This window comes from Dyadobacter soli, assembly GCF_900101885.1.
In the GTDB taxonomy this organism is placed as follows: domain Bacteria; phylum Bacteroidota; class Bacteroidia; order Cytophagales; family Spirosomataceae; genus Dyadobacter; species Dyadobacter soli.
Genome location: NZ_FNAN01000007.1, coordinates 357,415 through 379,140, shown reverse-complemented (window position 1 = coordinate 379,140; position 21,726 = coordinate 357,415). Strand labels below are relative to the sequence as shown.

Annotated in this window: 16 protein-coding genes; 8 read left to right on the top strand and 8 right to left on the bottom strand. The window is 54.1% G+C overall.

Features of this window, described 5'->3' with window-relative positions; genetic code table 11:
• Positions 1 to 28: 28 nt before the first annotated feature.
• Entirely contained in the window at positions 29 to 1,015 is a 987-nt protein-coding gene (locus tag BLQ88_RS13605; protein ID WP_090150598.1) for a type I glyceraldehyde-3-phosphate dehydrogenase, read from the top strand.
• 26 nt (positions 1,016 to 1,041) lie between these two features.
• Entirely contained in the window at positions 1,042 to 1,452 is a 411-nt protein-coding gene (locus tag BLQ88_RS13600) for a nuclear transport factor 2 family protein (RefSeq protein WP_090150595.1), read from the top strand.
• 57 nt (positions 1,453 to 1,509) lie between these two features.
• Here BLQ88_RS13600 and BLQ88_RS13595 read toward each other — a convergent pair whose 3' ends face one another.
• The 6 genes from BLQ88_RS13595 to BLQ88_RS13570 all read right to left on the bottom strand — a co-directional run bounded on the left by BLQ88_RS13595 (position 1,510) and on the right by BLQ88_RS13570 (position 11,132).
• The gene (locus tag BLQ88_RS13595; RefSeq protein WP_090150592.1) at positions 1,510 to 2,718 is read right to left on the bottom strand and encodes a hypothetical protein; all 1,209 of its coding nucleotides are present in this window, start codon (positions 2,716 to 2,718) and stop codon (positions 1,510 to 1,512) included.
• A gap of 3 nt (positions 2,719 to 2,721) precedes the next feature.
• The gene (locus BLQ88_RS13590) at positions 2,722 to 4,104 is read right to left on the bottom strand and encodes an FAD-dependent oxidoreductase (protein WP_090150589.1); all 1,383 of its coding nucleotides are present in this window, start codon (positions 4,102 to 4,104) and stop codon (positions 2,722 to 2,724) included.
• Positions 4,105 to 4,125: 21 nt separating this feature from the next.
• Positions 4,126 to 5,604, bottom strand: coding sequence for a RagB/SusD family nutrient uptake outer membrane protein (locus tag BLQ88_RS13585; protein ID WP_090150586.1), 1,479 nt, complete (start codon positions 5,602 to 5,604; stop codon positions 4,126 to 4,128).
• A gap of 48 nt (positions 5,605 to 5,652) precedes the next feature.
• Positions 5,653 to 9,006, bottom strand: coding sequence for a TonB-dependent receptor (locus BLQ88_RS13580; protein ID WP_229212690.1), 3,354 nt, complete (start codon positions 9,004 to 9,006; stop codon positions 5,653 to 5,655).
• Positions 9,007 to 9,282: 276 nt separating this feature from the next.
• Positions 9,283 to 10,467 (bottom strand): FecR family protein, encoded by a 1,185-nt coding sequence (locus BLQ88_RS13575; protein WP_090150583.1) that lies wholly within the window; start codon positions 10,465 to 10,467, stop codon positions 9,283 to 9,285.
• Between the two features lie 83 nt (positions 10,468 to 10,550).
• On the bottom strand, positions 10,551 to 11,132 hold the full coding sequence (locus BLQ88_RS13570; RefSeq protein ID WP_090150580.1) for an RNA polymerase sigma factor: 582 nt from the start codon (positions 11,130 to 11,132) through the stop codon (positions 10,551 to 10,553).
• Between the two features lie 123 nt (positions 11,133 to 11,255).
• Here BLQ88_RS13570 and BLQ88_RS13565 point away from each other — a divergent pair, with 123 nt between their 5' ends.
• Genes BLQ88_RS13565 through BLQ88_RS13540 form a run of 6 tightly spaced genes read left to right on the top strand, consistent with a single transcriptional unit; the run spans position 11,256 to position 20,702 of the window.
• Entirely contained in the window at positions 11,256 to 11,837 is a 582-nt protein-coding gene (locus BLQ88_RS13565; protein ID WP_090150577.1) for an RNA polymerase sigma factor, read from the top strand.
• A gap of 59 nt (positions 11,838 to 11,896) precedes the next feature.
• On the top strand, positions 11,897 to 12,994 hold the full coding sequence (locus tag BLQ88_RS13560) for a FecR family protein (RefSeq protein ID WP_090150572.1): 1,098 nt from the start codon (positions 11,897 to 11,899) through the stop codon (positions 12,992 to 12,994).
• Between the two features lie 60 nt (positions 12,995 to 13,054).
• Positions 13,055 to 16,375 carry a SusC/RagA family TonB-linked outer membrane protein gene (locus BLQ88_RS13555; RefSeq protein ID WP_090150569.1) on the top strand — a complete coding sequence of 1,107 codons (3,321 nt, stop codon included), beginning with the start codon at positions 13,055 to 13,057 and terminating at the stop codon, positions 16,373 to 16,375.
• Between the two features lie 12 nt (positions 16,376 to 16,387).
• Positions 16,388 to 18,088 (top strand): RagB/SusD family nutrient uptake outer membrane protein, encoded by a 1,701-nt coding sequence (locus BLQ88_RS13550; RefSeq protein ID WP_090150566.1) that lies wholly within the window; start codon positions 16,388 to 16,390, stop codon positions 18,086 to 18,088.
• 50 nt (positions 18,089 to 18,138) lie between these two features.
• Complete coding sequence (locus BLQ88_RS13545; RefSeq protein ID WP_090150564.1) at positions 18,139 to 19,401, top strand: polysaccharide pyruvyl transferase family protein; 1,263 nt, start codon at positions 18,139 to 18,141, stop codon at positions 19,399 to 19,401.
• A gap of 32 nt (positions 19,402 to 19,433) precedes the next feature.
• Positions 19,434 to 20,702 carry a polysaccharide pyruvyl transferase family protein gene (locus tag BLQ88_RS13540; RefSeq protein WP_090150561.1) on the top strand — a complete coding sequence of 423 codons (1,269 nt, stop codon included), beginning with the start codon at positions 19,434 to 19,436 and terminating at the stop codon, positions 20,700 to 20,702.
• A 9-nt stretch (positions 20,703 to 20,711) separates the two neighbouring features.
• Here the strand turns inward: BLQ88_RS13540 and BLQ88_RS13535 are convergent, their stop codons facing one another.
• Together BLQ88_RS13535 and BLQ88_RS13530 are read right to left on the bottom strand one after the other, a co-directional pair.
• Positions 20,712 to 21,347 carry a hypothetical protein gene (locus BLQ88_RS13535; protein ID WP_090150558.1) on the bottom strand — a complete coding sequence of 212 codons (636 nt, stop codon included), beginning with the start codon at positions 21,345 to 21,347 and terminating at the stop codon, positions 20,712 to 20,714.
• Positions 21,348 to 21,457: 110 nt separating this feature from the next.
• A complete protein-coding gene (locus BLQ88_RS13530) occupies positions 21,458 to 21,697 on the bottom strand; it encodes a PLD nuclease N-terminal domain-containing protein (RefSeq protein WP_090150555.1) in 240 nt (79 codons plus the stop codon).
• Between the last annotated feature and the right edge of the window lie 29 nt (positions 21,698 to 21,726).

The following is a 21,726-nucleotide window of genomic DNA, read 5'->3' as shown; positions in this document are numbered from 1 at the left end:
TTCTGTGTTAACTTAATGTAAATAACCAATGAAAAGGATAGCGATTAATGGATTCGGAAGGATTGGCCGCGCGGCCCTGAAAGTGATCACCGCAACGGAAGGCCTTGAAGTGGTAGGGGTCAACGATATGATGAGCATCGAAAATGCGGTGTACCTGCTGAAATACGATAGCGTTTACGGTAAATACGACCACAATATAAGTGTCGAAGGCGATCACATTCTGATCGACGGGAAGGCCATCCGGTATACCACCACGAAGTCCATCGACGACCTGCCGTGGAAGGAACTGAATGTGGACGTCGTGATCGAAAGTACCGGCGTGTTTACCAACTATGCCGATGCCGAAAGGCACATCAAAGCCGGTGCGCGTTTTGTGGTCATTTCAGGCCCCACCAAAGATACCCCGACCATCGTACACGGCGTCAATACAGAAGAGGGAAAGACGTCGATTTTCTCTTGCGCAAGCTGTACCACCAACAATATCAGCCCGATTATCGAAATACTCGGTCGCAGGATCGGCGTCAAAAAAGCCATTTTGAATACCACTCACGCGTACACTGCCTCACAGGCACTCGTAGACGCACCTTCGAAAAAAGAACCGCGGATGGGCCGGGCAGCAGGCATTAACCTGGCACCGGCAGCCACCGGTGCGGCCATTGCTACCACCAAGGCATTACCGCAGTACGCAGGCAAATTCGACGGCGTGGCCGTGCGGGTACCTGTGCCGGTAGGCTCTATTTCCGATATTACATTCATCGCCGAAAGGCCCACCAGCGCGGAGGAAATCAACGCGATCCTCATCGAGGAGGCTGCAACCGCAAGGTATGAGAAGGTGGTAGCGGTGACGGACGAGCCGCTGGTTTCGACGGATATCAAACAGAGCCCCTATGCCGCGGTAGTCGACCTGGAAATGACGCGCGTCGTGGATGGCGACCTGGTGAAGGTCATGGCCTGGTACGACAACGAGTGGGGCTTCACCAACCAGATGATCCGTCAGATAGAAGAACTGGGTTAATTCAAACACCATTAACACCGCATACCATGGAGCAAAAACCCCCGTTTCCCCCATTCACATTGGAAACTGCACTTCAAAAAGTGCAGCTGGCCGAAGATGCCTGGAATAGCCAGGACCCCGCGCGCGTATCGCTCGCGTATACGAAGGACACCGAATGGCGCAACCGCTCGGAATTTGTCAATGGCCGCGAGGAAGTGGTGCGGTTCCTGACCGGCAAATGGCAGAAGGAACTGGATTACAAACTCAAAAAAGAGCTTTGGGCATTCACGGACAACCGCATTGCCGTCCGGTTCGAATACGAATACCATGATGCCGCCGGCCAGTGGTACCGTGCCTACGGAAACGAAAACTGGGAGTTCGACGAACATGGCCTGATGCAACGCAGGTACGCGAGCATCAACGACCTGCCGATCAGCGAAGCCGAGCGGAGGTTGTAAGTTGAAATTTGAAAAAAGTCGCCTGGTGAATGTTGAATTGCATTCGCCGGGCGACTTTTAGTTTTGCTGGTGGGCCTTTTGGTAGGATTCCAGCTGCCCGGCAACATATTGGTTTTTTACAGGCAACGCCATCAGGTACTTGTAGGCGTTTCTTGCCACAAAGTTGTTCTGATTGGTCAGCAGCGCGGCCACTTCCTGGCTCACATCGTCGTCGGTAATACGGTGAGAGGTGAACAAATCGAGCACATTGTTGGTCAGCTCCGGATTAGTGCCCCTTAAAATTGGCTTTAAATCCGCAATAGCCTGGCGGTTCAAATGAGATGCCTGGGCCAGTTTTCCAAGGATCAGCTTCCTGATCGCGTAGCTACCCTGCGCAAGCTTCCCGGTCAGCAGCACCTGGATGGTGTCGGAATCGAGATCCTGGCCGTCCAATGCATTGATGGCGCGTTCCGCGAGATTGTATTGATTATTATTGATATAGGAAAATACCCGCTCGCGAAGTTGCGGCGTCGGCCTGACATGCCCCCGGATGTGACTTAATGCCCAGGTCTTATCGCCCGGGTCGGGGCTGTCGAGGATTTTTAGGATCAAATCGGAGGAAAGTGACCGGATCGTTAGATCGCGTACCTCTTCCTGCGAGGGTCCGTACACTACATGCCACATTTTGTAGGTCGTGTACGCGGCGCCTGGTACTACGTCGTCGAGAATGTTTGCGGCGGTGGCTGAGGTTACCGCGTCGACTTCGTCCTTCCCATTCGATACCCGGGGCTCCACCCAGGGCTCCACCCGGGGCTCCACCCGGGGCGCTAACTCTCCGTACGACAATACGGAGAGCCGCGAAAACGGGTCGGAAAGTATTGCGTGCAGGCGGACATATTCCTTTCGTTTGAATGGCTTATGCCGGGCTTTGCTCAGATATTCCCGTTTTTCCAGCTCGAAGCCCAGGTACCGGCCGGTAATATTCCAGTAAAGCGTGCATTTCAGAAGCCTGCATTTGTTGTCGAAACACACGCTGGTCCTGATTTTTTTATAGTAACGGATCGGATAACCCTCCTTTGACAGAACCTGAAAGACCGTGTCGGTAACGATGGAATCCTGTACAGCCGAAGGAATGGGTACAACAGCTCCCTGGACGCCCTGCACGCTGGCGGGTTGGAAATAGCGGATCTGGGCGAGGCACGGTAAAGAACCATGCACGATCGCCCAGATTGCCAGAAAGCACCAGATGCTTTTTTGAAAACTAATGCTCATATCGGCTATGCTCATCGATCAGCCTTTTTGACCCGTGCCGGGCACAATGCCACCATGCGATTCGATCAGCTTCCGCAAGTCCTCCAAGCCCACTTCCAGCGGCGATTTGTTCTGCATATTGGCGAGTACCGCTGCCGCGCCGGCCGCCTGGCCCATGCCCATGCACGACGCCTGCACGCGGAGGGCCGAGTTGGCCAGCCGGTCACTGCTGACGCACCTGCCGGCCACGAGGAAATTGCGGCTGTTTTTGGGGATTAATGCACGCAGGGGCACCGTCGGGACTACGCCTTCTTTGAGGTGGTCGGGCACGACGCCGTTTTCATCATGGACGTCTATCGGATAGTAAGAATAGGAAACCGCGTCGTCGAAGACTTTGCCGGTTACGTAATCGGTTTTGGTGATCTGGTAATGCCCATCGATGCGGTAGGTTTCCCGCACCGCAGTTTCATTTTGCATATCCACGAGCCTGATCTTCTCACAGCCGGGCAATGTCCGCAGGAACCGTAATGTTTGCAAAAGCGAGCTGCGTCCTTTCAGGTTTGCTACGGTGTGCGTTTCGGAGGTCGTCGAATCGGCCCCGAGTACGTGCTGGATATTGTCGCCGCCGCTCCGGAGCAGGCCAGCGATGTTATTACGAAAATCAGATTTGATCAGGTTGCCTTTCGCGATCTCTTCCTGGTAACGTGCCTGGATCATTTTCAGGTCGAGCGACTGGAAATCGTAGCCGCCGAGCTGAAACTGCAACGTCCCCGGCTGGATTACGGCTTCGCGCAAGACATTGAAACCCGCAATGGAAGCGACATACGCATTACCGGTGCAATCGATGAGTTGATTGCAGATAATGCGGGTGCTGGTGCCTTTTCCGATGGTATCTACCGTCCAGTTGCCTTTGTCGAACGAAGCGCTGACCGGCGTTTCATAGAACCGGATCTTCACGCCAGCTTCGACGCATTTCTCCTCGATCAGCAGGGCGTAAAGCTGGCCGTTCAGCCGCACCTGGTGCTTGGGGTGCTGCCTTCCGTGAGGTATGGAGAAGTCGGGCAGGGTGTCGTCGTTCATCGCGACGGCTTCCTGCACCATTTCCCAGCCGATCCCGCTGATTACCTGTTTACCCCAGGCAAAAAAGATGCCGGGAAAGGCCACGCCGCCTGTGGTGGTGGTACCGCCCAGCTGACTTCCGTTTTCAACCAATATCACTTTCCGACCTGCCCTTCCGGCCTGAATGGCGGCCACAACGCCCGCCGTACCGCCGCCTACCACCAGTATGTCGGTGGTGATCGTTTGCTGCTTCACAGTGTAAGGTTTCGCCAGCACGTCGCCCTTGGAGAGGGAAGGCGTGAGCATTCCGAAAGAAAGTGCTCCAAGGCCCGTCAATGCGGACCGTCTTTTCAGTTTTTCCATTAGCAGATATCTTTTTAATGCTCAATAACCGGGATTTTGATCTTTTGTCGGGTCGAGGCCTTTGTTGTAGTTCATTTCGGAAACCGGTATCGGCCAAAGGTAATGTTTCTGGGCGATTGTCTTGCCGGTCGCGGCGAGCACCGCTTCGGCTGCCTTTCCGGTTCTTTTCAGGTCGAGCCAGCGTTTTCCGCCCAGCTGAAATTCATAGCTTCGTTCGGTCAGCACCCTGTCCAGGAATGTATCGGCATTGAAATCGGCCAGTTTCAGGTCGATCGACGAGGCTTCTGCAGCCGGCTTGCCATATGCTCTCCTGCGCACGGCGTTGAGCGCCTCCATGCCTGCGGCGGTGGGACCTTTGTCTGCGCGTGAAGAGGCTTCTGCATAAAGCAGGAGTACATCCGGGTAACCATACACAGGATCGTCGTTGCCCGCGCCGGACTGGCTTACAGCCTGCTGATCGGTGAATTTGGAGCTCACGAGCGTATTCGCGCCGAGCCCGAAATTGATTTTATCCCAAAGCGTCTTGCGCAGATCTCCCGCGTCCCAGGTTGTGTAGTAGCTGCTGGCATTGTCCAGGTACAGCACGTACGCGCCACCGAAGTTGAACAGCTTGGTGTCGGGGTGGTTGCTCACCCAAAGCATATAGTTGCCCTGGCCGAGCTGCCGGGTGTATTTCAGGTAAAAAATTTCTTCCGAGGTAGATACCAGCTCCGGTCCCCAGACTTTCAATTGAAAATCGGCCTTGGTAGCGATCGGTACCAGCGAAAATTTGCCTGACTGCATCACTTCTCCGGCTTTGTCCCGCGCTTCCGCGAATTTGCCGAGCGTCAGGTAAACATCGGCCAGCATCGTTTTCGCGGCCCAGCGCGTGGGCCTGCCCGCTACGGCCGGGTTATCCGGTAAATCCGCCTCCGCCGCGAGCAGGTCGGCCACGATCAGGCTGTAAATTTCTTCGGCGGTACTCTTTTTCAGGTCCGTTTCGCTCATGTTGGCCTCCGTACGCAGCGGCACGCCGCTCCAATTCCGCACGAGCTGGAAATAATTGAATGCCCGCATGAACCTGGCCTCGGCCACGTAGCGGCTGACGTCGGCGGCGCTGATCGATTTACCCAGCGGCGCATTCCCGATCACCAGGTTCGCATTGCGGATGCTGAGGTAAAATGCAGTCCAAAGGCCACCCACACGGGTAATGTTCGCATCGTCGAGGCCTTGGAACCCGTGCAACGGTGCCCAGCTGCCGCGGCCGTTGGTAAAGTCCGACTGGCATTCGAGCGTGGTTTCGTACACGGCATAGTTGCTGTTGCGCAGTGGGCTGAAAATCCCGTTCACAGCCGTTTCGACTTCTGCGGCGGTGTTGAAAAATGTTTCAACGGCTACGGAACGCGGCTCCTCTTTCAGCACATCCTCGCAAGAAACGAGCAGGCAGCCCGATAGGATCGCCAGGGCGCAGAAACTGGTCCGGGCCAATAGGTTATGATATGTTTTTGCTAAACTTTTCATAGTTGATAATGTCTGGATGAAAGCGGGTGAAATGAATCCGGCAGGGCATTAAAAACCGACCCGCAAACCGAATGTGACTGATTTGGCGATAGGGTAGCTGTAAAAGTCGAGGCCCTGCTGAATGGAGTTGCCGCCGCCGCGCGAGTTTACTTCCGGGTCCCACCACGAGTATTGGGTGAGCGTCAGCATGTTTTGCGCGCTTGCGTAGAGCTGTGCGCTGCTGATCCACTTTGCACCCCATTTTTGCAGCGGGAAATTGTACGCCAGCTGAATGTTTTTCAGGCGCAGGTAGGAGCCGTCTTCGATATAGCGGTTGGACATTCTCGCATTCACATTGTTGCTGATCAGCGGGTATTTTGCATGGGTATTGGAAGGTGTCCAGTGGTTATTGTAAACATCTTTGGGCATATTCAGGCCAAAGCCGTAGTCGATGGTGCTGCTCATGCCGCTTGCATTGAACAAATCGTTGCCGCTCACGCCCTGGATGAAGAATGTCAGCTCGAAATTCTTGTAGGACATGTTTGAATTGATCCCGTAAATAAAATTCGGATTGGGGTTGCCGATATAGGTTTTGTCCCTGATGGTAATGCTGCCGTCACCGTCGGTATCCTGGTATTTGATCTTCCCTTTCTCGTCGTAACCATCCTCCATATAGCCCCAGAACTGCCCGATAGGCCTTCCTTCGCGCAGAATGCTGGTAACGTCGTTGATCACCACCACGTTGACGCTCCCGGTGAGAATATCCTGTCCGTCATTGAGTTTTACCACCTTATTGCGGTTCAGGGAGATATTCGCATTCATGTCCCACTTGAATTCGCCTGTCAGAATGCGGCCGTCCAGTCCCAGTTCGAAGCCTTTGTTCTGCACCTCACCCACATTGCGGGTCGTCGTCGTGTATCCCAGGGAAGAAGGGAGCGTCACGGTGTTGAGCAGGTCGCGGGTGTTTTTGATATAATAATCGGCTGTCAGGATAAGCCTGTTTTTGAACAAACCGAGGTCTATCCCGAAATCTTTTTGCTCGGTAGTCTCCCATTTCAGGTTGCCCGGCAGTTTCGTCCCGGGCGTATAAGTACTGTAAAGTGCGTCGCCGAATGTGGTCTTATCTGCATTGAGCTGGTTGAGCGTGGCATAGGCATTGATAGCCTGGCTGCCGGTAAGTCCCCAGCTTGCGCGGGCTTTAAGATCGGAGATAACCGTGCTGTTTTTCAAAAAGGCTTCATTGGAAATACGCCACGCGAGCGCCGCCGATGGGAAATAGCCCCATTTATCGCCCTCGCTGTACTTGGAGGAACCGTCGCGCCGGAAACTGACGGTAGCCAGGTACTTGCTGTCGAATGCGTAGTTCAATCTCGCCAGGTAGGAGAGGAGTACGGATTTGGAATACCCGGAAGAGGGGATGCCGGGCGTGGCAGCAGACCCAAGGTCGTAGGTTTCGGTCGCATTGCTGAGGAAGCCCACCCCGCCAGCGGAAAGGGATGTCGATGTGAAGTCCTGATAGGTAAACCCGGCAACGGCCGAGATACTGTGCTTATCGGCGATGGTCTTGTTGTAGCTGACGGTGTTTTCGCTGAGGAAACTCGTAAACTGGCCGGTACTGACCGACGCCGACCCGCTCGACCGGACGAATTTCGTTGTCGTGTAGCTATCCGCGCGGTCGTCGCGGCTCTCCATTCCACCGGCGATTTTAATTGTAATGTCCTCGATGGGCTTGAAAATCAGGGCTGCATTCAGCAGGGCCACGTTGGCTTTTGTACGGTTACGCTGTTCATTGATGAAGTTGATCGGATTGATCAGGTCCGTCGCTACGAAGGGATATGCGGTGGCGAGTATCCGGTAGCTTCCGTCCTCGTTGTAGGGCGTCAGTGAAGGAGGGGCGCCAATAGCCGAGGAGATCATCGACGTCCCGCGGCCGCCGCCTTCGCTGTCCTTGCGGGCGGTAATGAGCCGGCTCAGCGTTCCGGAAAAGTTCACGCTGAACTTCCTGCTGATCGTATGGCTGATATTCGTGCGGATGGAATAGCGGTTGTAATCGCTGCCCTTCACGATCCCGTCCTGGCTGAATGCGCTTCCCGACAGCGAAAAACTGGTCTTCTCGTTGCCCCCGCTCACATTCAGCGAGGTCGACTTCATGGCCGCCTGCCTGAATATCAGGTCCTGCCAGTCGTAGCCTTCGCCCATCGCGTCGATCTCCGCCTGCGTGAAATAGGGGTTCAGCTTATCGTTCGCCGCCTGTTCGTTGTAGAACGTGGCATACTCGGTCGCATTCATCATATCGAGCTTTTTGCGCAGCTTCTGAATGCTGTAACTCGTCTCGAAATCGACGCGGGTCTTGCCGGCCTTCCCCTGTTTGGTCGTGATCAGCACCACGCCGTTGGCGCCGCGGGAGCCGTAAATGGCGGTAGCCGAAGCGTCTTTCAGTATCTCCATACTTTCGATATCCGCATTGTTCAGGATCGTAGGGTTACTGCCGTTGATCGGAAAACCATCCACTACATACAGCGGCTCATTGCCGCCGATCACGGAGTTCGCGCCCCGGATGCGCACGCTGATGCCGCCCCCTGGCGAGCCGTTATTTTGCAACACCTGCACGCCCGCGGCGCGCCCCGAAAGTGCCTGCAATACATTTGTGGCCGGGTATGCGGTCAGTTCCTTCGCTTTGACCTGCGACAGCGAGCCCGTCAGGTCGCTCTTCTTGACAGTGCCGTAGCCCACGACCACGATTTCTTCCAGGCTTCTGTTATCGATCTGAAGGCTCACCTCCATTACCGATTGCGAGGCTGCGATCACTTCTTTGGATACATATCCTACAAAGCTGAAAATGAGCACGGAGCCGTTGTCGGGCACGTCGATCCTGAACGAACCGTCGACATCCGAAGTGGTGCCGCGCTGGGTACCTTTGAGGATCACGCTCACGCCCGGCAGGCCTTCGCCTTTTTCGTCGGTTACCTTGCCGGTTATGCTCAGGTCGGCCTTCCGGTACTCGCCGGGGCCGCGGAGCATGAGGGCTTCCAGCCTGTTATCCGGCAGGTTGCCCTGGCTCATGTTGATACCTGCCTTCATTTCCACCTTTTCAGCATTGCTTTCCAACCTCGGGTCCCGTCCCGTTTCCGTTTTCCGTTTGATGACGACCGTTTTATCGATAATGCTGTAAGTGAGCGGCTGCCCCTTCATCACGGCGTCCATTACGTCCACAATGGACCCGGAACGGATATCGACAGTCACCTTGTTGCCCTTCTTGACGATCTTGTTGTCATAGAAGAACTGGTAACCCGTTTGCTGCTGGATATCGGCGAAAACAGCCGCGAGCGGTTTGTTCCGGACCGCCATGCTGATTTTCTGCGAAAAGCTGGATGCTGATACATGAAGGCATACCATCATAAGTATCAAGGCCGTCAATTTCATCACCAATAATATTTTACGGAAATAACGTATATGGATACACGCAGTTTTCCCATGTACAAAAATTTGCATATTTTTGACCAGGTTTGGAATTGAGAATGTTTTAGACAACAGTTGCAACCCGCCAGGCGCTCTGAGCGCAGGGAGGTTTGGGATTCCGGCCACCAGCCGTTTCAGGTCGCATCTGAAACGGCTTTTTGTTTATGAAATCCCGTGGTTTCGGATTCATTCAATGTGCATAAGAGCAGGGTTTAAAGTGATTAATGGGTTGAATGGATGTTATTCTGTGACGACGATAGTCTTGCCTTCCACGCGGAAATGCACATCGCCCATTTCCAGTATTTTCAAAACTTTGGATAATGGAGCGCTTCTTTCGATCTGGCCTACAAACTCATGGTCGCCCGCGGGGGCGCGGTACACGACGTCCATGTCGTACCAGCGCGCCAGCTGCCGCATGAGCTCGGGTAATCCCACGTTATCGAAACGGAAGAAACCATCCTTCCAGGCTACTACGGCACCTGCATTGACGGTCTTCACGTCAAAGCCCTGTTTGCTGCCGGCACGGTCCTTACCGGCGGCCGCGAGTTCCGATTGCTGTCCGGGCCGTAGCAAAACACCGCCGTTCGCATTACCCGACTCGCGCACCTTAATGCTTCCTTCGAGTAGCGTGGTTTTGATCTTACCCTCGTCCTGGTAACTGTTAATATTGAAACGCGTACCCAATACTTCCACCAACTGCTTGCCTGCGAGTACTTTAAATGGAACCTTGCGCTGGCCTGCCGTCATTTTGGCTACCTCGAAATATACTTCGCCCATAATTTCCACCACGCGTTCGGGTCCGGTGAAGGCGGTAGGGAAGCGGACAGACGACTGCGCATTGAGCCATACCTTCGTCCCGTCGGGCAACCTTACCTGGAATTGCCCCGCTTTTGGGGTGGTAATGGTGTTGTAAATCAATGTATTATCCCCGCCGGTTTTTTCGCCGGAAGGTGTGTAGACGATCTCGCCGGGGTTTGTTTTCACAATGCTGGTGTTCCCTTCCCTGGCCAGCTGGCCATTTACAATGCTATCCAGGACTATTTCCGCTCCGTCGGCCAGGGTCAGCACGGCTTTGCTTTCACCGGGGGCTACATCCGTCGGGTGCACGACTTCCGCTATCGGGGCGGTATTTTTCCCGGTGTAGAAAAAGTAGGTTCCCACGCCCAGGATGAGGATTACGGATGCCGCAGCCACGAAACGCCAGAAGAGCGATAGCACTTTTCCCCGCTCTATTTCTGCCTTGTTATTCAGGGGTAATGCATTCCAGACTTCGTCCAAATGCGATTCCAGGGTTTCGGCGTCGATGGGCGTGCGTTCCGCTTTCGCGAGATCGAGATACCAGCTTTCCAGGATGGCTTTTTCGGCTGGCGTCAACGTGCCGTCTTTGTATTTTTGAATTAACTCCCTGGCTTTCGACAGTTCCATGTCCGCAGATTTTGCTGGTTATGGTGTAGTGACGGTTAACCCGGTCGTTGGTAGTAGAAGAATATCAAAAAAGTTGAAAAAAATTATAAAAAGAGGAAACAGGCGATCGAAGTGAAGACCATATCGAGCTTCTCGCGCAGGATGTGAAGGGCGTTATTGACCTGTTTTTTAACGGTTTTGTCTGAAATATGAAGCTGATCGGCGATTTCTTTGTAGGAAAGGTCCTCTTTGCGGCTTAGCTCAAAAACTTCCCGCATTTTAGGTGGCAGCGCCGCAATTTCCTTTTCGATCAGCTCGCTCAGTTCCTGTTCGAGCAACTGCTGGTCGGTAACATATTCGCCCTTTTCGATGAAGGTCGCCAGCGAAGCGATGTATTTTTCCTCCACCTTCCGATGGGCAATAACGTCAAAGACCCGGTTGCGGACGGCCGCGTACAGGTAGGCGGGAAGGCTGGTTTTAAGATCGATGGATTTGCGCCGGGTCCAGAGCGCTGTAAAAAGCTCCTGCAAAACATCCTTTGCTTCCTCGTCATTCCCGAGAATGCGGCGGGCGTGCAGGAAAAGAACGCCCTTGTAACGGCGATACACCTCCGCAAATGCCAGCTCGTCGTCGTCCGCGATAAGCGCCAGCAAAGCCGAGTCGGTATATCCGTGATAATTCTCCATAATCGTAAAAAGACAAATATATAATAAAATAATTACATGGCAGGCGCGGTTACAGGTCAGAGTAAATAGCCGGACGTGCCGTCTCTTAATGCAGACGTTTTTCAACTAACCCTACCACCCGCATTGCCTGAATTAACCGAACAAGCGCTCTGGAAGGCGTTTCAGGATGGCGACGAAGAAGCCTACACGAAGCTTTACCGGCTCTATATCAAGGATATGTACCGTTACGGATCGAGCCTGGTAGCCGCCTCCGACGCATTTGTGATGGACTGCATTCACGACGTTTTCACGGAAATGTGGATCAAACGCGAGCGCCTTTCGGTGCCGGTGCACGTAAAATATTACCTGCTCAAAGCGCTGAAAACCCGCATCGTTCACCTGCTCGAAAGGAAGGAGCGGCCATTTACGCCGTTGTCGGAAATCGATCTTGAAATTTTTGACCCGGAAGATTTCGAAATCCTCGAAGAGCTGGATATGGCGACCTCCCGACAAGAAAAATTGACGACCCTCATCTCCAAATTACCCCAACGCCAGCAGGAGGCGATCAAGTTGCGGTTTATCGAAAACCTGAATTACAGCCAGATCGGCGATATTTTGCAAATGAATACCCAATCCGCCAAAAACCTCGTTTCCCGGGCTGTGGAGAAGCTTCGCGGCTGGATCATTCTGCCGGTTATTCACTTTTTTAATATTTTTTTGGGTTAAACTGAGTACTATTTAAGGGTTCTGTCATCTATGTATGAACCAGCAAACAGCATTGTACCTTGGACCATTCACTGGATACCTGTTCCGCCGCCGATTTTTTACTCTCGGACGAATTCGTCAGCCATCAGTTGGAGCCGACTCCGGAAACGGCGCTGCTGTGGGACGCGTGGCTTGCAAGCAACCCGCCTAACCTGGCGGAATGGAACAGGGCCGTGTACCTGCTCGAATCCATCCGGCAGGGATTGCACCAGTACGCCGGGAAGGTCATTTCCGAAGAAGCGATCGAAGGCCTGCTGGCGAGGATCAGGGGAACCAACCAGCGGCAAGCGGCACCGGTGCGCCGCATTGGTTACCCGCGATGGGCCGCGGCTGCGGTAGTAGTTCTTTTGAGCGGGTTGTTGGCCTACTGGTGGCTGGGCAGGCAAGGGTCGCAAAGCTACTACACCACCCGCATGGCCGACGTGCGTAATGCATTTACCGAGCGCGTGAATCAAACCAATGCCGTGGAGACAATCGTCCTTTCGGATAGCTCCGTGGTGAAGCTCGCGCCGGGGAGCAGGATCAGTTTTAAACCGTCGTTCGATGCTGCTTCACGGGAAGTGTACCTTTCCGGCGAGGCGGATTTTAAAGTCAGCCGCGACGTTCGGCGGCCGTTTCTGGTGTATGCCAACGAGGTGGTAACCCGCGTTCTGGGCACGCAGTTTACAGTGCGGGCGTTCGACGCGGAGGCTAAGGTGCTGGTGAATGTGTCGTCCGGGCAGGTGTCGGTTTCGAAGGATCAGGGTATTGTGGATAGTGGTAAGCCGCAGTCGGCCAGTGGGTTGTTGTTGCTTCCTAATCAGCAGGCGGTTTTCTCGCGCCAATCCGAAGAATTCAGCAAGTCGATCGTCCCGGAGCCGAGAGTGGTGGGTACGGCCGCCCGGAAGCCCTCGTTCGAATACGATGCGGTGCCGGTAGGCCAGGTGATCCGCGACATGGAGGAGGCGTACGGCATTTCCGTTCTTTACAACAAAGAGCAGTTGAAAAATTGTGAGCTCAGCGCTTCGCTTAAAACCGAAACTTTTGAAGAGAAACTCCGGGTCATTTGCACGACCATCAATGCGGATTACCAGAAGCTCGACGGCCAGGTAGTCATTCATGGCGGCGATTGCCGGTAACCGGTGATTCCAGTTTATTTCAAACCCCCGCCACCCGGCGGGAAAGCTAAACTATTTCCTATGAAAAAACTTGCCGCACATTATGCATTCAAATGCATGAGGACTACCGTGGCCCCGATGCTGCTCGTGCTTGGATTTATCCATCTTTCCTGGGCACGAAGTGCAGCAGGGCAGGAGCTGCTCAATCGAAGTATATCCATAACCGTTCAAGAAAAAAGCTTGAAATCGGTGCTGCACCTGATCGAAAAACAGGCGGAGATCAAGTTCTCGTACAGCCCGCAGGTCGTGCCGGTGCAGCAGCAGGTTACGTTAAATGCGGACAACCGCAGCCTTGGCGAGGTGCTCGACCTGATCCTCAAACCCGTTCATGTGCGCTACGTGGTGGCAGGAAGGCAGATTATCCTTTCACGGGCAGAGCCGGAGCAGAAGTCGGGCGGCATTGCACCCGCGCTCAGCCCCATACCCGCTCCCGTACGTACACGGGACCGCCGGGTGGAAGGCACGGTAACCGACGAGGCCGGTGCCGGGCTGCCGGGTGTGAGTGTGGTGGTGAAGGGGACGCAATCGGGTACCGTAACGGATGTGGACGGGAAATTCGCGCTCGAAATGCCGGAGCAAGCCCGTTTTCTCGTGTTTTCCTTCGTGGGCTACCTGCCGCAGGAGGTGGAAATCGGCGCGCGGACGCAGCTGGATGTGGTATTGAAACCCGATACCAAAGCATTGGAGGAAGTGGTGGTGGTGGGGTATGGTACTGTTAAAAAACGTGACCTCACCGGCGCCGTCGCGAGCGTGAATGTGGAGCAAACGAGGCTTCAACCCAATACCAACGCGTCGCAGATGCTGAGGGGAACCACGGCAGGCGTGCAGGTGACCGACAATGGCCGTCCGGGCCAGGCGGGCGGGATCAAGATCCGTGGTACCAACTCCATTTCGGCAAGCACCGACCCGCTCATAGTTCTGGATGGTATTATCTACGCCGGTGGAAGCCTGTCCGACATCAATCCCAGCGATATTGAATCCATCGACATACTGAAAGATGCGAGTTCGACAGCCATTTACGGCTCGCTGGCAGCGAACGGCGTGATCGAGGTTACTACGAAGCGCGGCAAGTCGGGTAAGCCGGTATTTTCATTCAATACCTATCTCGGGGCTTCGGATTACGCCTTTTTACCTAAACTCCTGAATGCGGAGCAATACCTGGCCGCGCGGAAAGACGCCGAAATCGCCGATGGCGGGGCAGTACCATTCCAGCCGGTGGAGCTGGAAAATATTGCAGCGGGGCGGTCGATCAAGCCATTCGAGGAAATCAAACAATCGGCGCCGATGTCGAACTACGAACTGAGCGTGTCGGGCAAAACCGATCGCACGAGCTACTTCTTTTCTGGCGGCTACCTCAAAGCGAAATCACCGGTGAAGGGCGATAATTTCAGCCGGATTTCCAGCAGGCTCAATCTGTCGGTGGATGCGACCGACTGGCTGAAACTGGGCGTCAATTCCGGCTTCACCTCGCGCGACGATTCGGGCGTGCGTGCGGACCTGGTGGCGACGACCTACCTGAGCCCCTATGCCAGCTTGTTTCTGGCCGACGGAAAATCGCCCCGTCCGCTGCCGCAGGATATCGGGCTGGTCGCCAACCCGCTGCTCGGCAATGTGCTGAACGAGCGGAAATCGGTCACCAATGCATTGTTCGCCAACGGTTTTGCCGATGTACACATCTGGAAAGGCCTTTCCTACAAGCTCAACGCCGCCTACACCCGCACCGATTCCAAAGAATTCAAATTCAACCCGTCGTACGAACCCCTGAACCGGCTCGGCTCGGGTTCGAAGCGGCACGGCGAAAAGCAGAATATCACGGTTGAAAACATCATCAGCTACAAACAGCAGATCACATCCCGCCAGAGCCTCGACGTGACTTTGCTTTATGGCGCCTATGAGCAGAAAACCGAGTTTTCGTCGCTTTCCAGTCAGAATATTTTCAATGATGCATTGGGTTACAATGCATTGGAAATCGGGGAGGGGTTCAATATCGATGCGGGGGCCGTCAAAAACCGCCAGCTTTCGAGTATGGCGCGGCTGGGGTATTCCATCGCAGGCAAGTACCTGGCTACTGTGAGCGTGCGCCGGGACGGGTTTTCGGCCTTCGGGGCAGGCAACAAGTTCGGCGTGTTCCCGGCGGCTGCTTTGAGCTGGAATATGACCGAGGAAGCATTTATGCGGGATTTGAAAGAGATTAACTTCCTGAAAATAAGGGCATCCTGGGGCCGGAACGGCAACCGCGGCGTGGATGAATATTCCTCACTGAGCCAGGTGGAACAAAAGAATTATGTGTTCGGGGATGGCGGTTCTACCTCGGTAGGGCTAAGCCCCAGCAGCCTCGCCAATCCGAATCTGGGTTGGGAAACTTCCGAAAGCACCAACATCGGGGCGGATGTGCAGGCATTCAACAGCCGCATCAGCGCGTCGGTCAACTACTACTGGACGCGGACGTACGACCTGCTTTTGGAACAGGCCATTCCCAATACCAACGGATTTGAAGAGTTTCTGCGGAACGTAGGCCAGACCAGAAACCGCGGTTTGGAGATCGACCTGAAAAGTACCAATATCCAGCGCGGCGGATTTGCCTGGAATACCAGCATTGCATTTTCATTTAACCGGAATAAAATTGTGAAACTGACCGGCCGCGACGTGAACAACGACGGCCGCGAGGACGACGACATTGCCAGCGGCTGGTTTATCGGACACCCGCTTTTGAGTAACTACGATTACGTTTTCGACGGTATTTTCCAGGAGGGCGACGATCTGAGCCTGATTCCGGGCGCGAAGCCGGGCGATATCCGCTTCAAGGACATCAGTGGTCCGGACGGCGTGCCCGACGGAAAGATCACCCCGCAGGACCGCACGGTAATCAGCAATGCGCAGCCGAAGTTCAATCTGGGCATTACCAATGTGTGGAGCTACAAGGGACTGAGCTTGTCTGTCGCGTTCAATATCCGTCAGGGAGGATACAGCAGAATGGATATGCTGAACCCGGGGACGAATTTTTACGACCAGGCCAATTTCCTGAACTTGCCCTATTGGACGCCGACGAACCCGATCGACACGCGGCCGAGGATCAACTACCGCAATCCGCTGGGCTATGGTTTCTACGAAAGCCGCAGCTTTGCCCGTCTGCAAGATGTTTCATTGTCCTACAACATTCCTGAAAAACTGTTGAAGCCTGTGAAAATAAGCTCGCTGCAAGTATATGTGAGTGGGAAAAACCTCGCGACCGCGACGAGCTGGAAAGGCTGGGACCCCGAATTCGGCGGCGGCAGCAGACAGCCGGGCGACAATGGCCCATTGCTGAAAACTTTCATCGCCGGGCTCAACATTTCCTTCTAAATCTTACCGATCATGAAAAGAACCATTACTTTTTTACTCACATTATGCGCGCTCGGGCTGACCACCGCCTGTGAGGAGTCGTACCTGGACGAAGTGCCCCTCGACCGGTTCAGTCCCGAAAACCTGCTCGTGAACGAGGCTGGCTACGATGCCGCGGTGGTATCGCTGTACGAAGGCGCCCGGCAGGAGCATAGCATCGCCTCCAACAATTTCGAATACATGACCGTGGGCACCGACCAGAGCCAATGGGGCCGCAACGACTCGCGCGGCAATAAGGATTACAGCCTGCTGAACTCCAACCTCGAAGCTACGGCCATTTACTGGGACTGGGCATTCAAGCAAATGATCGTGCGGGCGAACCTTATCCTGGACAATATCGACGACCCCGCATTGAAAATAGCGGATGCCGCCCGCGCCAATATTAAAGGGCAGGCATTGTTTTTCAGGGCATACACCTACAATTTCCTCGCGAATGTGTACGGGGGAGTGCCTATCGTGAAAGAGCGGATCGTGGAGCCGAAGTTCGATTTCGTGCGCAATTCGCGGGTGGAAGTGCTGGAATTCGTCGCACAGGACCTGGAAGCCGCTGCTGCACTATTGGATATGGATGTGCCCGACGGGAGAATTCCCCGCGCGGCGGCTTTTCACTTGCTGAGCGAGGTGTATATTTCATTGGGTATGGAAAAGAAAGACGATTCCTGGTACGATAAATCCATTGCGGCCGCCACGAAGGTGATCAGCAAGGAGGCCGGGGATTATCAGCTCATGACGCAGCGGTTCGGCAAGGCAAGCGCGCGGCCGGGTGATGTGTTTTCCGACATTTTCGCCGACGGGCAGATCAGCAAATCGTCGGGTAACAAGGAGGTAATGTGGGCCTGGCAGTTCGAGAATTTTACGCCCGGCGGCTACTCCACGCCCACGCTGGCCAATATCAGCATTCGTTACTGGGGGCCGGAGTACGACAAGATCCAGTCGCCGAACGGGACTGCCAACCTGCCTTCCGACAGCCTCGGGCGCGGCATTGGCGTCAATTCGCCTACCAACTACATCAAGTACGACATCTGGAAGCGCGACGCGAACGATATCCGTAATTCAGTCCATAATATCCGAAGGACCTATTATTACAACAATGCGGCGGACAAGGAGTATTTCGGCAAACCCATTCTCGCAAAAAAAGGAGCGGACGGCCAGCTGTACACTACCAAAGCCGACGGCACGGTGACCAAGTTCGTGCTCGATACTTTGCGCCAGTACTACCCCTACATCCGGAAAATCGAAGGGACGCCCATGGGTAACAACAACCTGAGCGGCAATTCGGTGAAGGATTTCAGCCGGATGCGTGTCGCCGAGACCTACCTGCTGCGTGCCGAGGCCTATTTCAGACAAGGGGACAATGCCATGGCGGCGGCGGACCTGAACGTCGTGCGGGCCCGCGCCAAGGCGAAGCCTGTTACCGCTGCCGACGTAACCGAAGATTTCATTCTCGACGAACGTTCCCGCGAGCTCATCGTGGAAGAGCCGCGCCTGCGTACGCTCATACGTATGGGCAGGCTCGTGGACAGGGTGCGCAAATACAACTCAGTACCCTCCGTACCGAACGGGCCGTCGTCGGGCGGCACCATCCGCGACTTCAACCGCTACTGGCCCATTCCGCAGAAGGTGATCGACGCCAACACAGGCGCCAAATTCGAGCAGAATCCCGGTTACCCGTGAGGTTGCATGGCAGGCGCAAGGAATGCAATCGATCATTAACCATTCAAAATATGCAATCCAGAAGATCATTTCTTAAATACGGCGCATTGATATCGGGCCTTGCGGCGGGGCTGGACGCGCTGGGACAACCGGCACAGCGCAGTATTTTGCTCCGGTCGTCGTGGCAGGTGGAGAATATCGGCGATATCGGGCACACGCCGGGCGTTATCACGCTGTTGGAGCAGTATTATCCGGACGTGGAAGTCCGTCTGTGGCCGGTGGACATCGGCAAGGGCGTAGACCGGATGCTGGCCTGCCGTTTTCCCAAACTCAAAATCATTACTTCCGAAACCGACGTCCAAAAAGCATTCGCCGAATGCGCATTGATGCTGCACGGCTCGGGGCCTTCTTTGGTGAGGGGAAAAGACCTTGCATTATGGAAGCAGCAAACCGGCAAGCCCTACGGCATTTACGGCATTACTTTCCCCGGCGTGTACGGCCTGCCCGCCGATCGCTGGAAGTTCAGGCCGGAAGACATTACCATCATGACCGAGGCGCAGTTTGCCTTGTTCCGCGATTCGGCATCGCTGGATTTTGCCCGGGACAAAGGCGTAAAATCGCCCATTATGGAGTTCTGCCCGGACGGCGCATTCGCGGTGGATTTGAAGGACGACGCAAAAGCCGACGCGTTCTTGAAAAAGCATAACCTGCAACACGGCCAGTTCGTGTGCGTGATCCCGCAGCTGCGCTTCACGCCCTGGTGGGAGCTGCCCCGCAAAAATCAGCAGCCTAATGCCGGCAAACACGCCCGTAACGAGGAAATGAAGGAGCACGACAATGCGCCCATCCGCGCGGCTATCACCGCCGTGGCCCGGCAGACGCCCTACAAAATCCTGATCGTGCCCGAAAACGAAACCCAGATGCGGATCGGGAAGGAAATGCTCTTTGACCCGTTGCCGGAAGATGTGAAGCAAAAAACCGTGCTTCGGACGGAATACTGGCTTACCGACGAGGCGATCAGCACCTACCTGCGCTCGGCCGGGCTGTTCGGCATTGAAATGCATTCACCCATTATGTGCATAGGAAACCGCATTCCGGCGATCGTGTGCCGTTTCGAGGAGCAAACCAGCAAAGGCATTATGTGGAAGGATATCGGGCTCGGCGAGTGGCTTTTCGACCTCGACCATCCCGAAGATATCGACCGGCTCGTGCCCACCGTGCTGGATATGCTCAATAATAAAAAAGCGACCGCGCAAAAGGTCGACAAGGCGCTCGCATTCGTGCACAAGCGCCAGCAAGAAACCATGGCATTGATGCGGCGATATGTGAGTTAAGTGGAAATAATAATTTAAATGAATTGTCAATTATGGATTTTAAAAACAGAAGGGACTTTATAAAAAATGCAGCCGCCATGGCGGGTGTAATGATGTTTGGTACAATGGCGCAGGCCAAGGCCGACCCGACTATCCTGTTCGTTTCGGGCTGGCAGGATGTCAATATCGGCGATATCGCTCACACGCCGGGCCTCATTGCATTGCTGAAAAGACGCCTGCCCAATGCGAAACTGATCCTCTGGAAAAAAAGCAAAAGCGATTTTGCCGAAGGAATGCTCAAAAAGCATTATCCCGATTTGCAAATCATTCATGGACAGGTGAATAAGGCCGGAGAGCCGCAGTCGGACGAGGTGAAAAAAGCATTCTCGGACGCCGATTTCTTTCTCCACGGCTCGGGGCCGTCGGTGGTGGCGGCCGATTACCTGGATAGCTGGCAGAAGCAAACCCAGAAGCCATTCGGGATTTTTGGAGTGACCATTCAGGATATTTCACCCGACCTGAAACGGATCATACAGAATGCTTCCTTCATTTTTACACGCGAAACGGCGTCGATCGGGAAGCTGAAAGAGGCAGGGCTCGAAGGGAAACACATTGCATTTGCGCCCGACGCGACGTTTGCCATGGATATCCGCGACGACGCGGCCGCCGCAAAGTTTATCAGCGACAACAAGCTTACCGACCGGCAATTTATCTGCGTTATCCCCCGGTTGCGCCGGACGCCCTACTACAAGATCCGGCCCAATAATGCCGGGTGGAGCGCAGAGCGGATACGCGAAGTGGACGAACTGAACGATAAATGGAAGGAAACCGACCATGCCAAGCTACGCGAAGCAATGGTGACCTGGGTGAGAAAAACGAAGGGAAAAGTGGTGGTGTGCCCGGAAATGACCTATCAGCTGGACGTGATGGATGAGCTGCTTATCAACCCATTACCGGGCGATGTGAAGCCCCATATCGTGAAGCACGGTTACTGGTTGCCCGACGAGGCGGCGTCGCTTTACAAAAGGGCCCAGGCCGTGCTGAGTTTCGAATGCCATTCGCCGATCATCGCCGCTGCCAACGGCACACCGTGCTTTTACCTGCGCCAGCCCGAGGACACGATCAAAGGACAAATGTACTATGACCTCGGGCTGGCAGCATGGACTTTTGAAATCGAACAGACCGACGCGAAACAAATCACCGAACGCCTGATGGACGTAAATGCCCATTATAATACCGCATTGAAAAAGGTTCAGACGGCCATGGGAAACGTCAGGGAGCGTTATGACGCCACATTCAGGATCATGGGTGAAAAGATATGAGTGCTGCGGCTAGGTTTCTTTCGTAAAGCGCTGGTAAACAGACTGGATTGTTACCTGCTTAACACCTTCTTTGGTATACAAATAGCGCTTGTTCACGAAATGCAGTAATCCGGCATTGTTGATTTTCACAGATTCCGGCGCGACCCAGCGAAAAGGATTTTCGTTGGTGTTGCGCTGAACGGTAATTTCTTTCAGGTCTTCCGTAAATGTGAATTGACGGACAGTACCCTGATTGGCATAGCTGACTGACAAGCCGTCCTTGTATTCGAAGTCGGGGCCGCCATCCCATTCTTTATTGTTATTCCAGATATACTGCTCGGGCCAGCCCTGGCTGAGCAGAAATCCTGCATTGGCGATAATATGGTTAGGGCCGTAAATACGCAATTCCACGATATTGGGATGGTTTTCCAGTTGCAGCTCCGGAATTTCCGTCAATAAATTGTTCGAAGCGAAGCCGTCCATGTTAATGTCCACGTTCTGGTCGGCCACCGCGCTGATCAGTCTGTACTTCCCGTGAAACTGGTCTTGCAGCGCCGCAAGTTTGCGCGCTTCCTCGATCTGCGGGTCAACGGAAGGCCCGTCGTCCTTTTTGCAACCCGATATTCCGAGTAGCAGCAATGCACCGAAAATAAAATATTGTTTCATGCTCTTCCTGGCTGAATGTCCCTGAGATTTATTTAAGTAACCGCTTAAATATATAAATCTATTTTTGAAACGTCAAGGGATATCAGGCAGTAAAGATTCTGTCTCACAAATTACTGATTATCGGACAAATGCTTGTCCGATCTTCCATAATAGAGATAGAATAGCGTGCCAAGCGCGGGGAAGAATAAAATCACCAGAATCCAGATCAATTTGGCCTCGGTACTCAGGTATTTATTGATTAAAAGATCGCGAATTGACCATATTACAAAACCAAAAAATAACATGGACAGGGAGATCAGGAACAGCTCCTGGTTTCCCAAACCGAAGATAGATGCGATCAGGTTTGACATATACGATTTGTTTAAGTAACCGTATAAAG

Bases quoted from the DNA above. Each gene is read 5' to 3' on its own strand.
- BLQ88_RS13580 (WP_229212690.1), bottom strand. From the start codon at position 9,006: ATGAAATTGACGGCCTTGATACTTATGATGGTATGCCTTCATGTATCA.
- BLQ88_RS13535 (WP_090150558.1), bottom strand. From the start codon at position 21,347: ATGAAACAATATTTTATTTTCGGTGCATTGCTGCTACTCGGAATATCG.
- BLQ88_RS13575 (WP_090150583.1), bottom strand. From the start codon at position 10,467: ATGGAACTGTCGAAAGCCAGGGAGTTAATTCAAAAATACAAAGACGGC.
- BLQ88_RS13595 (WP_090150592.1), bottom strand. From the start codon at position 2,718: ATGAGCATAGCCGATATGAGCATTAGTTTTCAAAAAAGCATCTGGTGC.
- BLQ88_RS13590 (WP_090150589.1), bottom strand. From the start codon at position 4,104: ATGGAAAAACTGAAAAGACGGTCCGCATTGACGGGCCTTGGAGCACTT.
- BLQ88_RS13550 (WP_090150566.1), top strand. From the start codon at position 16,388: ATGAAAAGAACCATTACTTTTTTACTCACATTATGCGCGCTCGGGCTG.
- BLQ88_RS13540 (WP_090150561.1), top strand. From the start codon at position 19,434: ATGGATTTTAAAAACAGAAGGGACTTTATAAAAAATGCAGCCGCCATG.
- BLQ88_RS13605 (WP_090150598.1), top strand. From the start codon at position 29: ATGAAAAGGATAGCGATTAATGGATTCGGAAGGATTGGCCGCGCGGCC.
- BLQ88_RS13570 (WP_090150580.1), bottom strand. From the start codon at position 11,132: ATGGAGAATTATCACGGATATACCGACTCGGCTTTGCTGGCGCTTATC.
- BLQ88_RS13545 (WP_090150564.1), top strand. From the start codon at position 18,139: ATGCAATCCAGAAGATCATTTCTTAAATACGGCGCATTGATATCGGGC.
- BLQ88_RS13600 (WP_090150595.1), top strand. From the start codon at position 1,042: ATGGAGCAAAAACCCCCGTTTCCCCCATTCACATTGGAAACTGCACTT.
- BLQ88_RS13530 (WP_090150555.1), bottom strand. From the start codon at position 21,697: ATGTCAAACCTGATCGCATCTATCTTCGGTTTGGGAAACCAGGAGCTG.
- BLQ88_RS13555 (WP_090150569.1), top strand. From the start codon at position 13,055: ATGAAAAAACTTGCCGCACATTATGCATTCAAATGCATGAGGACTACC.
- BLQ88_RS13585 (WP_090150586.1), bottom strand. From the start codon at position 5,604: ATGAAAAGTTTAGCAAAAACATATCATAACCTATTGGCCCGGACCAGT.